The sequence below is a fragment of the Desulfovibrio simplex genome, from assembly GCF_055387835.1.
Window position 1 is genome coordinate 17320 of the sequence record NZ_AP042377.1, and the last position, 12794, is coordinate 30113.

Here is a 12794-nt window from a genome sequence, read left to right on the forward strand (position 1 = left end):
CAGTACCGGGCCGGGATTGCGCCTTGTCTGCCCGGGCAAGAGCACTCCTTGGGCGTCTGCCGTGTCGGAAGGCCCGCCGGCGTCGGCTTGCGCCCAAAACGTTTCGGGGCGGGCGAACGTTAGCGAGTTGACGTCGCCGCAAACGCCCTGAGCCTCGGGGGCAAAGGCGCGGATGTCCCCCAGAGCCGTGGGAACGCTGACCCGTCAGGCCGGTTCGCATCTCCGCACGTAACCGTCCTCATAAAAAGCGCCGCCATACCGTATGGGCAGCGGCTCCACAGGGGTGGAGATATTCCATGTCTCGCCGGGCCAGAGCGTGACGCTGGCGCAGTGCCCGCCGCAAAAGCGCTTGGCGGAAGGCGACCCCGAGTGCCGGACACGAGGGAGGGGACCGCGCGCGCCGGATTGCGCATGCGGATTTTTTTTGACGTCAGGCCGGCCTGTGGATATATTGCGGGGAGCAAAGAGATCAGCCTCTTGTGGGCAGTCTTCGGCTGGCCGCGAGGGCCATGCTGCAATTCCGAGATGTCGCTGTACCTATGGAGCTTTTCGGCTCCACCTCCCCCCAGGGTTCAGTCCGGCAACAGCAGGCGGGCATGCCTGTTGCCGTGCGTTGCATGTTTCGCCGACAGGCGGTCATGCCGTTTCCGCCTTTTGCGCGGATGTCGCCCGTACCGGAAATTCCGGTTCAATCCTGGAAGCGAGGCTACCGTGCAGTGCAACGCACCATCCTCCCTGTTGTTTATGAATGCGGGGCAGTGTCTCGACACCCTTGACCGGGTGCTGACTGCTCTTTCGCCCGGCCGCTCTTTTCAAAAATCCTTGCAGGAACTTCTGGCGGCCCTTGCTGAAGACATGCATTTCGACAGGCCGCACATCGTGGTGCAGAACCCGGACAGCGGCGAGCCACGGTTGTCTCTGTCCCACGACCAGGCCGACGCGCCGGAGGCCGTCTATGCGCCGGAGTCGGGCATCACGGGCCAGGTCTTTGCCGAGGGGCGTCCCATTATTGTGTCCTGTATGCGCGGGCGGGCGGATTTTCAGAACCGCCTGTTCGGCCGCAGTGAAGAAGAAATGACCCGCCTGGCTTTTATCTGCGTGCCTGTGCATGTGGAAAACGGCGACAAGTCCGAGGTTGTGGGCATCCTCAGTGCCGATACGCCCACAGCGCTCCAGGACGAACTGAACCTGCGCTGCCGTTTTTTGCAGACGGTGGCCACTCTGGTGGGCAGGCAGGTGGCCTGGTTGCAGGAAGAGCTGAGCAGAAGGCACGCCTGCATACTTGCCGACAAACCCGTGGCCGGCGGATTGCCATCGTCCATCATCGCCCGGTCCAAAAGCATGCATCACGTATTGCGTCGTCTGACGCAGGCCGGGGAGGGCAAGGCCACGGTGCTGCTGCGGGGCGAATCAGGCGTGGGCAAGGAACTCATGGCGCAGGCCCTGCACGCGGCCAGCCCCCGGCGCAGTCATCCGCTGGTGATGCTCAACTGCGCGGCCCTGCCCTCAAAACTTATCGAAGGCGAACTGCTCGGCTGGCGCAAAGGGGCCTTTACCGGAGCCGTGCAGAACAGGGCGGGCCTGTTCCGTCAGGCGGATGGGGGCACGCTTTTTCTGGATGAGGTGGGCGATCTGTCGTCCATAGCCCAGGCCAAGGTGCTGCGGGCCCTGCAGGAGGGCGAGATACAGCCTCTGGGCGATGAGCGGCGCATCAAGGTGGATGTGCGCCTCGTCTGTGCCACCAACCGCCCGCTGGAAGATATGGTGGAGCAGGGGCTGTTTCGTGAAGACCTGTATTACCGCATCAATGTCTTTCCTGTGTTCATTCCGCCCCTGCGGGAAAGGCCGGAAGACATCCTGCCCATGGTTGAGCATTTTATCGAGATGTTCAGCAAGGAATACGGGCGGCCTGTGCGGCGCGTCTCAACCCCGGCCATTGATCTCCTGCTTGCCTACCACTGGCCCGGCAACGTGCGCGAACTGCGAAACGTGCTGGAAAGGGCGGTGCTTGTCTGCGACGACGCCGTGCTGCGCGCGCATCATTTGCCGGGCATGCTCCAGGGGGCAAAGAGCGGCACGCCCATCTGGGCGACGGGCACTATGGGCCTGACGGAAACCGTGGCCAATGTGGAGCGCGAACTCATTGCCGCCGCCCTGGCCAAGGCCGGGGGGAATATTCATCAGGCCGCGCGTGACTTGAACATAACATACCGTATTATTTATTATAAAATGAAAAAATACGATATTGATTTCAAAAAATATCTGCCCACTATCATAACGGGTTCAAGAGCGGTAGTGATGACGCCCGGATCAGAGGCGCGCGGCGCCTCGTAGTGCCAGAGCGGATTATTGCCGGGATGGCTGCTGTACAGGCATGGCGCCGGATACGCCGTCAGCGTAATATTTCCGTGGCGTGGCGTACTGCAGGATTTACTCGCAAAGGGGCATGTTGGCATAGAGAAGCCAACATGCCCCTTTGTGTTGACACTCTTCGCGCAGGGTCTATTCTCTTGGTGTCCGCATTGAATTGTCTGCTCGCCTCTGGTTGCGAGCGGGGCGGCAAACTGCTCCGGTTCAGGTACGGTATGAAAACCGTGGCTGTGCCGATTTGCGGCAAACAGGGGCCAAGAAAAAGGGGGCTGCATGAAATTCAGTAATATCAATCTGCTGGACGAACTGGCCCGTCCGGAGCTGGCTACCCTGCTGTCTGCCTTTCATGAAAAACGCTATGCCCGGCAGGCCATTATTTTTGCCCCCCAGTACGACGACGACCTTGCGGAGCAGGAGCCGGTCAAACAGCAGAAGGGCAATTTTGTCTTCATAGTCAAATCCGGCCTGGTGCGTATATATCTTTCCTATGGCGATCGGGAATTCACCATTGCTTTTCTCAAGCCCGGCGACCTCTATGTGAGCCATTCAAACGCCTTTGTGCAAGTGCTGGAAGACGCGGTTCTTCTGTTGCTTGATACGCCGACGTTCAACCGATGTATGATGACCATCCCCGAATTTACCGTGCCCATTGTGCGGGTGCTGGGCGGTATGCTGAAAAGCTGCTTCAGCATTATCGACGGCCTTGCCCTGCGTGATGTGACTGTGCGGCTGGCACGGCTGTTGATAGACCTTGCCCACGAAAATGAAGGCAGCTCACAGGAGCGGCTTATCCGGCTGCCCCTCTCTGGCGAAATGCTGGCGCAAACGCTCGGCACGTCACGCCAGACCATCTCCACCCTGCTTACCGACTTTACCCGTCTGGGCATCCTGCAAAAAGAGCAGCGCGGCCTGTATCGCATTCTGGACGAAAGCCGTTTGCGCGAACTGCTGCATTAACGCTTTCTACCCCTGAACGTATCAGCATATCCGGCGGTCCGAAGGATTGGCGCCCGGCATGACGCCGCGCATATTCTGTTTCCTGGGTGTTTGTTTCGCAGCCCTGCGGGTGGTCACATCATTTTTGCGGTTGATGCGGCGTGACGGCCCCGTGAAAAGGATTGCTCCCTTTGTCGGGTAGCTGACAGACGAATTCCTTGCTGAATGCTATGTTGGTATCAAAGGCATGCATCTGCGTGCCCTGCCTGAAGGCAGCAACACTCAGCGCGAGCGAGGACATTATGAACGACAAGCTGTTGGACATTAATGAAATGTCCATTTGGGATGACGCCAAACGCATGCTGGAAAAGGCGCGCAAAGACGGCGTCGAAACCGCATGGGACAGGCTGGCGCAGCAGACGCCGCACTGCCGTTTTTGCGAACTCGGCACAACCTGCCGTAACTGTGTCATGGGGCCGTGCCGCATCAGCGCCAAGGCCGAACCCGGCGGCAAGCTTTCACGCGGGGTGTGCGGGGCAGATGCGGATGTCATTGTGGCGCGCAACTTCGGGCGCTTTATTGCCGGAGGTTCTGCCGGGCATTCCGATCATGGCCGGGACGTCATAGAAACCCTTGAGGCAGTGGTGGAAGGCAAGGCCGCAGACTACCAGATCCGCGATGCGGCCAAGCTGCTGCGCATCGCGGCGGAACTGGGTATAGCCGTTGAAGGCCGGGCCATGAACGACGTGGCCGCCGATGTGGTGGACGCCTGTTACAGTGATTTCGGCAGCAGACGCAAAGCAGTGAACTTTGTGTCGCGTGTTCCTGCCAAGCGTAAGGAAATCTGGGACAAGCTGAATATTACGCCGCGCGGCGTTGATCGCGAAATTGCCGAAATGATGCACCGCACCCATATGGGCTGTGACAACGACGCTCCCAACACAATGCTGCACGCAGCCCGTTGCGCCTTGTCCGACGGATGGGCCGGATCGATGATCGCCACCGAGCTGTGCGACATTCTTTTTGGCACTCCCACCCCGCGCAAATCCACAGTGAACCTGGGCGTCATCAAAAAGGAAACCGTCAACATCCTGGTACACGGGCACAATCCGGTTGTTTCCGAAATGATACTTATGGCCGCCCGCGAGCCGGAAATGGTCGAACGCGCCAAAAAGGCCGGAGCCGAAGGCATCACCGTGGCCGGGCTGTGTTGTACGGGCAACGAGCTGCTCATGCGCCAGGGGATTCCTATGGCGGGCAACCACCTGATGACCGAGCTGGCCATTGTGACCGGCGCGGTGGAAGCCGTGGTGGTGGACTACCAGTGCATCATGCCGAGCCTTGTGCAGATTTCGGCCTGTTACCACACCCGCTTCATTGACACTGCCGCCAAGGCCCGCTTTACCGGGGCCATTCACATGAACTTTACGCCGGAAAACGCGCGCGAAGAGGCGCACAAAATCCTGAACATGGCCATTGACGCTTTTGCCGAGCGTGATCCCGGCCGGGTGGATATTCCCGTCGAACCGGTGGACATCATGACCGGATTTTCCAACGAGGCCATTCTTGAAGCCCTGGGCGGTTCGCTCGAACCTCTGCTGGACGCCGTCAAGGCGGGAACCGTGCGCGGCTTTGCGGCGGTGGTGGGCTGCAACAATCCCAAGATCAAGCAGGATTCGTCCAATGTGGGCATCATCAGGGAACTCATCAAAAACGACATTATGGTGCTTGTTACGGGCTGCGTGACGACGGCGGCGGGCAAGGCCGGGCTGCTGATGCCCGAGGGGGCAGAAATGGCGGGTCCGGGGCTGCGCAGCCTGTGCGGCGCGCTGGGCATACCGCCCGTGCTGCATATGGGCAGCTGTGTGGACAACGCCCGTATCATGCAGCTGTGCGCGCTGATCGCCAACAGCCTTGGCGTGGATATTTCCGATCTGCCCGTGGTGGCTTCCGCGCCGGAATGGTACTCGGAAAAAGCGGCGGCCATTGGCCTGTATGCCGTGGCCAGCGGCGTATACACGCACCTGGGCTTGCCGCCCAATATTCTGGGTTCGCAGCTGGTGACGGATATAGCCCTGAACGGTCTGGAAGGTCTGGTGGGCGCATCCTTTGTGGTGGAACCTGATCCGGTGAAGGCGGCAGGGCTGCTGAACCAGCGCATCACGAGCAAGCGTCTGGCGCTCGGGCTGAACGCGTAGGACACTCTGGCATTCCGCCGTGGCGGCGAAGGTGGCGAACTTTCGCCGCCACGGTCAGGATGTCTGTTGACGATCCGCCCGGGTTCTTTCAAGGCGAACTGTTTCAGGAGTTGTTATGAAGATTGCTGTTTCCGGCAAGGGGGGTGTGGGCAAGACCACCATGACGGCCTGGCTTGGCGATTACCTCGCACGCCAGGGGCACAACGTGTGGCTGGTGGATGCGGATACGGCTTTGTCCCTTGGGCAGGCCTGCGGGCTGGACATGGCCGCAATGCCCATTGCCCTGAGCCAGCGTCCCGAGCTTGTCCAGGAGCGCATACGGCCAGCGGGGCAGGGCGGCATGATGATGCTGAACCCGCATGTCAGCGATTTGCCTGAAATACTTTCCGCCCCTCTGAAGGTCAGCGGGCCACCCTTGAGCGAGAGGCCCGTGGGCGAAAAACGCCTGCTGGTTATGGGGGCGCTTACTTCGGCCAATGGCGGCTGCGCCTGTGAAGCCAGCGCCCTGCTCAAGGCCTTGCTGGCGCATCTGGTGCTGGAGCGCAATGACTGGGTTCTGGTGGATATGGAAGCCGGTGTGGAGCATCTTGGTCGCGGCACGGTGGCGCATGTGGACCACCTGCTTGTGGTATCGGAGCCGAGCATGCGTTCACTGCAAACAGCGGGGCAAGTGGCGCGCATGGCTGCCGATCTGGGCCTGAACAGGCAGACACTGATTCTTAACCGGGCCAGAGCCGGGCAGGCCGGAAATCTTCCCGCTCTGGAAAATTTGCCGGAACGCCGTGTTGCCCTGCCTGTGATTGAGCAGTTGAGTGAAAAGCAGCTGCATTCCGCCAGTGTGCTGGGTCTGGACCAGGAAGCGCAGGACAAGCTGGATGCCTTTATGGAAAATCTGCTGCGCGAGCTTGAGCAGTAGTACAATAAGGTAACGGCGCTGCCCTGCTGCGGGGTTGCGATGTTAGATTATTGTCAAGGTTCGTGGCAGCGAGGTACGCTCTGGACTATGAAGGGAGGCAAGAGGCCTCCCTTTATAGTATCGCCTGCAACGCGATGTCATCCATGCAGTGCGTCGCGGCCCGCGGGTTTAGCCGTTCACCGTGAACGCCAGCATCATGCCGGTGTCTTCATGCTCAAGCAAATGGCAGTGGGCCATGTAGGCGTGTTCCCTGGGGGCAGGGTGGTCAAAGCGCACCAGCACCTCGCTCACCTTGCCCTCGACGCGGACGATATCCTTGAATCCGCTACGGTGCTTTTGCGGCGGCGTTCCATCTTCAGACAAAATGCGAAACTGCGTGCCGTGAATATGGAAGGGATGCAGCATCATGTCGCCGACGCCAGAGATAATCCAGCGTTCGTATTGCCCTTTTTTGACGTCAAACATGGGCTTGTCCATCATGAAGGCCTGGCCGTTGATGTAATTGCTGCGCCAGAGGTCAAAGGGGCCAGAGGCTTGCTGTGATGCGTGCATATTCATTGCGCCATGGTTCATTCCTTGGTTGGGCATGCCGTGATTCATGCCAGCATCTTGGCCTTGCCCCATGCTGTGCCCCATACCGTGATTCATGTTCTGAGCCGTGCCCTGACCCATGTCGTGCCCCATACCCTGTCCGGAAGCGGGCATGTCCATTGATCCGTGCCCCGAATGCGGATCAGGGGCCGCCATCGCTCCGCCGTGCATGTCCATGCTCATGCCGGCCATTGCCGCGTGACCATACCGCTGCATCAACTGCTCCATACCCTTCTGGTCGAGCCTGGGGTCCATCGAAAGTTTCAGCGTTCTGACGGGCAGGCCTTCAAGCCCTGGCAAGGGCGGCAGCGCGGCAAGCTGGTCCGGCATCGCCGTATGGCCTTTGCTTTCAGTGGGCTGTACGCGCAGCACGGGCAGGGGACGGTCAAACGGCGGCAGGGTCATGCCCATTTGCCTGACTGGCAGGGTTACAAGGTCAAAGGCTTTGCCGTCGCGCAAATCAACAAGCACCTCAAAGCGTTCGGCCATAAGGATAGGCAGTTCCGTAAGTTTTACGGGTTCTGCAAGAAAACCTCCGTCACTGGCAATGGCATACAGGGGGCGGCCATCACTGGCGGCCAACCGCATGGACCGGGCGTTGCTGCCGTTGAGCAAGCGCAGGCGCAGCCAGCCGCGCGGGGCGGCGTGTTGCGGGTACAGGCTGCCGTTGGTCAGCATAAGGTCGCCAAACCAGCCAACGGCGGCGTTGATGTCGTCCATTGTGTAGTCGATCTGCCCGGCTGCGTTCAGGCGTTTGTCCTGAAGGATAACCGGAATGTCGTCCACGCCCCAGTTTTTTGGCAAGGGCAGGCGCTGGCTTTCGTCGTCATTGATGAGCACCAGTCCTGCAAGTCCCATCGCCACCTGGCGGCCCGTTCTGGCGTGCGGATGCGGATGAAACCAGCAGGTCGCTGCTGGCTGGTCGATGACAAATTCCGGCTTCCAGAGTGCGCCGGGGGCAATGGGCGACTGCGGCCCGCCATCGACGACGCCGGGAATTTTGAGCCCATGCCAATGCACAACCGTGTCTTCGTTCAGGGTGTTTTCCACTTCCATCCGCACTTTCTGTCCGCGCTGGAGGGACAGGGCCGGGCCAAGCAACGGGCCGTTATAGCCCCAAGTGATTGTGGGGTGATGGCCCCATTGGCTTTGCCCTTGTTGTACTTTCAAGCGGATACGGCCATTGGCGTCTGGTTGCAGCAGGGGTGGAATGGGCAGCGAGGGCTGGGGGGCGGCAAAAGCGCTGGGGCCGAAGGGCAGCATGCTGCTGACGCCCAATATGCTGAGGAGTTTGATAAGATCGCGGCGCGTCATAATCTGCCTCCTGGCTGATATGTGAATTTGGGAAAAGAGGAGCTTCTTTATGATGGGATTTCGCATGAATGCTTGCCGCATCGTTGTGGTGCGGCAATGCTTATGAACATGTTAGCACCAAGATGTCGGTAATGCTACATGGAGGCAGGGTGTGTTGGCGAGAGCGAGGGTAAGGGCAAGTCAAAAACAGGCAGCGATCTGCTGATACTGGAGGAATGGCCGCGCATTGGCATTGGAGCCTTGGCATAAGATTTTGGTGGTAAACCTTGGCTTACGTGCAACGAAGTATCTGATTTTACGGTGAGAGTTGAGGGAGGACATGAGGCTTGAGTTGCTTGACGAGACAAAATCTGGATGTTCGTTACTGGCTCAACATAAAATTTGTATTTTATCTGTCGGGCACAGCTTTGTTTTTTTTGTGGCCGTCAAATCCTTTTCACGGGTAAATTTTCAAGTACGGAATCCGGCAATTTGCCCGTGCGCATAGCATACTCAAGCTCGCCAGCCAAAACCATTGGTGAAACTTCCATGGCATTTGCCATATGAAAAAGTGTGGAGATCTTGGCTTCGTGATGGCCGTTTCCCACGCCTTGAATGAATCGGCGGCCAACACCTGCGGCATCAGCCAGTTGATATTGGGTCAGGCCTTTGCGGAGGCGTGCGGACTTGATAATAGCCCCAACGCTTTGACATAAAAAATCTTGTTCCATTATTTCATTAGACTCTGGAAATTATCCATTTAAAAGAGGCATTGGTGCCTCTATATTAAAAAGAAAAAATCTCAATTCCAGAGGTAGAAGATGCTTCATGATGGCTATTATGGCGCGTTTTCACGCGTTTTTAAATCGGCGGAATGCAGAACTCAGGTGGAATTGGCAAAGTTCTTGGGTAGTAGGCAGTCGGCAATTTCAGACGCCAAAAGACGCAACGCCATTCCGGCAGAATAGCTTATCAAATTACTACGCTTTAAAGGGATTAATCCAGAATGGATTTTGACAGGATTTGGCCCAAAAGATCTTGCCCCAGCTTCTGATGAAGCATCAGCGCACATTGCTCAGTTTACGGAAGTAAACCCATTGAAGAAGAACTTCAGCTCTCCAAATATAAAAAATAAAATGGTTTCGAAGACTTTCCAGATAGAGAATTAACGGAAAAAGAATTAGATGAATTTTGGAGAAGGCCTAGAATTAACTATTTTGATTTGCCAGAAGCGTGTCGATACTATCGCACCCTTTTTCCCAATAACTTTTTGGATCCTTCAATACTAAGGTGTGCAGAACTTCTTGATACCATAAATCAATATTTTGAAACCCTGATTAATAATAAACAGACGACAGAAAGAGATGTTTCAAATTTTATATTAAAAAATAAGGCGTACCATATCATTGGAAGTTTACTATATAAATATAATTTTGGGCACCATGGTGCGTTTCTTTTTCCTGAATTTGCCATAGGGAATAGTTACAAGGCGGATTACCTAATTGTGGGAACAGGGTCAGATGGTCATTTTTTCGCTTTTGTTGAGTTAGAAAGCGTATATGGGAGAATTACTACCAAAAGCGGTCAACTCGGAGACGCTTTCAGGAAAGGGATCGCGCAGGTTAAAAGTTGGAGACGTAATAGAGAGCAATTATTCTTTATTTCGTAGCGAACTTGATAAATGGCGCAATAAATCAATGTCATTTCCAGACGAATATACAGATTATGATTCAACACGATTTCATTATATAGTAGTATGTGGCCGTCGTGATGACCTTTCAAAAGAAACGTATAGAGAAATGCGTGAAAATGAAATCCTGCTTTTGCATTACGATAAACTCTATGAGTATGCTAAATGTATAATAGGCAATAGAACCTACTAGTGTGAGGAACTCAGACTGACATTGTTTTTTCGTTATGCTTAGCTCATAGAAATGAGTATTTTTATCAATTATTGAATGGCGCTGTTGCATTGTCACGGATGAGAGCTTCCCACCTTTTATTTTTCAAACGTACTCTAGCTCCTCATCCTTAGTCTGTGCCTGTTTTTCTGCTATTTTTTCATTTTTTTGTGAATGTCGGCATAGGCACAGTATGCCTATATTTTTGTACTTTCTAAAAAAAATCGTGAACATCCGCATCGCAAGAAATTCCGGGCTGGTTTTTATCGAACCACAAATCGAACCACAAGTCTCAAGCCATAAAAAATAGGCTGTCATGCGGTTAAGCATAGCAGCCTGAAGTTGTCTGATTATGGCGGAGAGGGTGGGATTCAAATTGGTGACATAACAACTTAAAATAGTTATTAAAAATATTTTTTATTTTCAAAATATTCTTTTTTATACCCAAAAGTATGCACAAAACTTTTGAGTGTGTGGGTTCGAATCCCGCCACACAAGGATTTGCGTGTTTTAAGTCATCCAAAGAAATATTTTACTGCCCTGTGAAGACCATCTTCATTATGAGGCATGAAAAACTATAACTCCTTGCCACGCAAAGCTAAACAACCCTCGCATTGTCTTGCTGCAAGCGCTTGGTATTGACAGGTAGTGTAAAGTAGTTAATAGTTCTACTCAGAGGTACAAGCCATGCAACAAAATATAGCAACAACACCTGCTTCTGTAAAACTCCCCAACCCTCTACGTGAGCGGATAAAAAACCTTGCCGACGCACGGAACCAGTCCGCGCACGCCATTATGCTCCAAGCCATAGAAAATTATGTAGACCGCGAAGAAAAGCGAGAGGCCTTACGCCAGGAAGCCAGAGCCGCACACGAGCATTATATGCAGACAGGCCTGCATCTGACAAACGCCGAAGTTGTCGAATGGATGGATAAGATTATTCAGGGCGAAAAGGTGCCCATGCCCAAATGCCATATCTAGTTCATTGGACGGATAACGCCACTGCCGGGCTGGAAAAAGCCTACCTGTTCCTGGCGGGCAAAAGCGAAGAGGCCGCAATCGGCGCAATCAAGGCCATTCGGGAAAAAGTGCTGCTCCTTGAGCAGTTCCCCAACGCTGGCCGTCCTGCCGATGACATGGAACCGGAATACCGGGAGTTGCTCATCCCATTTGGTGGTGCCGGATATGTACTGGTCTACGAAGTGCTGGGCAACTCGGTTTACATTCTGGCGCTGAAACATCAGAAAGAAGCCGGTTATTACGAGCCGGGCATATAATGAGGTAGCACCATGAGCCGCAGCACCCGTAAAACACCAATAAGGGGTATCACCACCTGCCGTAGCGAGCGCGATGACAAGCAAATCTGGCACCGTCGCTGGCGTGCTCATCAACGCACGGCTTTGGCATCCACTCCGCTGAACGACGAAGATGGTACCCTTCCAGAATCCGTGAAACAATTGAGTGATGTTTGGTGCATGGGCAAAGACGGGCATCTGTATTGGTCTGCCGACAGGCAGAAAAGAATGGCCCGACGTTTCGCCCGCAGGCAAGGCCGTGGCCGCAAGGAACGCAAAGCCCTGGAAGCGAGATTACGCCATAAATTTATGGGGAAATAGTATGCCCAAAAAAGCATCAATAATACCTACTTCCGAGTATTGGATTGAGCTCAGTCCCGTTGTAGTTGAAGCCTATTTTTCTTTTCACTCTTCAAAGGGAGAGCAAGCCCTTAACAACAAGATGCCTCTGCAAGACTTTTGTACTCTTACGTTTGAAGGTATCGTCAGTACCAGTTGGACACCGAAACTTGCTTTGAGGACTCCCGTGACGATTACACTACGGGAAACGGATCAGGACGGTAGCGCTGGAGGCGGTTTTTTAGAAAAACGCAAAGGCAAAGCAGAGTTGAGTATCTGGCTAAAAAAGAACGACTTTTTTACTGTTTGCGATTACATCAAAGACGGCACTTTCAAGTATATAAGGGCGTTTGGCAAAGAATTATTTAGAGGTTCTGCCGCAATTTATAGTGTTGATTTTACATCGTATCCGGCAGATGAGTAACTCAAGTAAGCATCTATTCACGCCAACTCATCAAACTTCCAATTGTTCACTTCTTCTGGATGTGGCCTCCGAACTCCATCTATGAGCTTCCGTCCTTTGGCTACATCCATACCGCTTCTTGTCAATTCGATCACCTTTATATCAGAATCGGCATCGCGAAGCCTAACAATCCCTTGTTGATCCAGCCAAGCTAATTCGGAATGTAAAATATCCCAGCTAACGCAATGCCCAATTAGCTCAAGCGCATCATAGAGCACATGATCGTTTGTCTGATACCCTCCCACTTTCATCAGAAAAAATAACGTCATCAAACGCCTGTCTTCTTGAAGAATGGGTGTTAAAAAATGTTGTCTTGGATCGTCACCAAGAGAAGTCATGGCTTCTGTATTACTTTGCGTGCAATATTCGATGTCACTACATAATTCATTATTTTTCTTCATAAAATACCTGTTTTTGCTTCTTATAACTTTTAGTACAATGTAATCGGCTCACTCTATATTAACTGCCATCTTCAGAATATCGAGGTTTACC

The 12794-nt window shown here is 54.2% G+C and carries 12 protein-coding genes; 9 read left to right on the forward strand and 3 right to left on the reverse strand.

Annotated features, from left to right (window positions below):
- The first annotated feature begins 711 nt into the window (after nt 1-711).
- The 4 genes from ACZ5DH_RS00065 (at nt 712) to ACZ5DH_RS00080 (ending at nt 6420) form a co-directional block, all read left to right on the forward strand.
- The gene (locus ACZ5DH_RS00065; RefSeq protein WP_464255144.1) at nt 712-2334 is read left to right on the forward strand and encodes a sigma-54-dependent Fis family transcriptional regulator; all 1623 of its coding nucleotides are present in this window, start codon (nt 712-714) and stop codon (nt 2332-2334) included.
- Between the two features lie 309 nt (nt 2335-2643).
- Nucleotides 2644-3327: a Crp/Fnr family transcriptional regulator gene (locus ACZ5DH_RS00070; protein ID WP_464255145.1), complete on the forward strand. Its 684-nt coding sequence runs from the start codon at nt 2644-2646 to the stop codon at nt 3325-3327.
- A gap of 281 nt (nt 3328-3608) precedes the next feature.
- Nucleotides 3609-5504, forward strand: coding sequence for an anaerobic carbon-monoxide dehydrogenase catalytic subunit (gene cooS / locus ACZ5DH_RS00075; protein WP_464255146.1), 1896 nt, complete (start codon nt 3609-3611; stop codon nt 5502-5504).
- 115 nt (nt 5505-5619) lie between these two features.
- Nucleotides 5620-6420 carry an ATP-binding protein gene (locus ACZ5DH_RS00080; protein ID WP_464255147.1) on the forward strand — a complete coding sequence of 267 codons (801 nt, stop codon included), beginning with the start codon at nt 5620-5622 and terminating at the stop codon, nt 6418-6420.
- A 168-nt stretch (nt 6421-6588) separates the two neighbouring features.
- On the opposite strand, the gene cueO is transcribed toward ACZ5DH_RS00080, so the two are convergent.
- Both cueO and ACZ5DH_RS00090 read right to left on the reverse strand, forming a co-directional pair.
- Nucleotides 6589-8325, reverse strand: coding sequence for a multicopper oxidase CueO (gene cueO / locus ACZ5DH_RS00085; RefSeq protein ID WP_464255148.1), 1737 nt, complete (start codon nt 8323-8325; stop codon nt 6589-6591).
- 425 nt (nt 8326-8750) lie between these two features.
- On the reverse strand, nt 8751-9035 hold the full coding sequence (locus ACZ5DH_RS00090) for a helix-turn-helix domain-containing protein (protein ID WP_464255149.1): 285 nt from the start codon (nt 9033-9035) through the stop codon (nt 8751-8753).
- Between the two features lie 828 nt (nt 9036-9863).
- On the opposite strand from ACZ5DH_RS00090, the gene ACZ5DH_RS00095 reads away from it, so the two are divergent.
- From ACZ5DH_RS00095 to ACZ5DH_RS00115, 5 genes are all read left to right on the forward strand, one after another.
- The gene (locus ACZ5DH_RS00095; RefSeq protein WP_464255150.1) at nt 9864-10187 is read left to right on the forward strand and encodes a Shedu immune nuclease family protein; all 324 of its coding nucleotides are present in this window, start codon (nt 9864-9866) and stop codon (nt 10185-10187) included.
- Nucleotides 10188-10892: 705 nt separating this feature from the next.
- Nucleotides 10893-11186 carry a CopG family ribbon-helix-helix protein gene (locus tag ACZ5DH_RS00100; RefSeq protein ID WP_464255151.1) on the forward strand — a complete coding sequence of 98 codons (294 nt, stop codon included), beginning with the start codon at nt 10893-10895 and terminating at the stop codon, nt 11184-11186.
- The gene (locus tag ACZ5DH_RS00105) at nt 11174-11482 is read left to right on the forward strand and encodes a type II toxin-antitoxin system RelE/ParE family toxin (protein ID WP_464255152.1); all 309 of its coding nucleotides are present in this window, start codon (nt 11174-11176) and stop codon (nt 11480-11482) included. The genes ACZ5DH_RS00100 and ACZ5DH_RS00105 overlap by 13 nt, the downstream gene beginning before the upstream one ends.
- A gap of 12 nt (nt 11483-11494) precedes the next feature.
- On the forward strand, nt 11495-11821 hold the full coding sequence (locus ACZ5DH_RS00110; RefSeq protein ID WP_464255153.1) for a hypothetical protein: 327 nt from the start codon (nt 11495-11497) through the stop codon (nt 11819-11821).
- 1 nt (nt 11822) lies between these two features.
- Nucleotides 11823-12263, forward strand: a complete 441-nt coding sequence (locus tag ACZ5DH_RS00115; RefSeq protein WP_464255154.1) for a hypothetical protein — start codon at nt 11823-11825, stop codon at nt 12261-12263.
- A 17-nt stretch (nt 12264-12280) separates the two neighbouring features.
- Here the strand turns inward: ACZ5DH_RS00115 and ACZ5DH_RS00120 are convergent, their stop codons facing one another.
- Nucleotides 12281-12703 (reverse strand): VpaChn25_0724 family phage protein, encoded by a 423-nt coding sequence (locus tag ACZ5DH_RS00120; protein WP_464255155.1) that lies wholly within the window; start codon nt 12701-12703, stop codon nt 12281-12283.
- Nucleotides 12704-12794 lie beyond the last annotated feature (91 nt).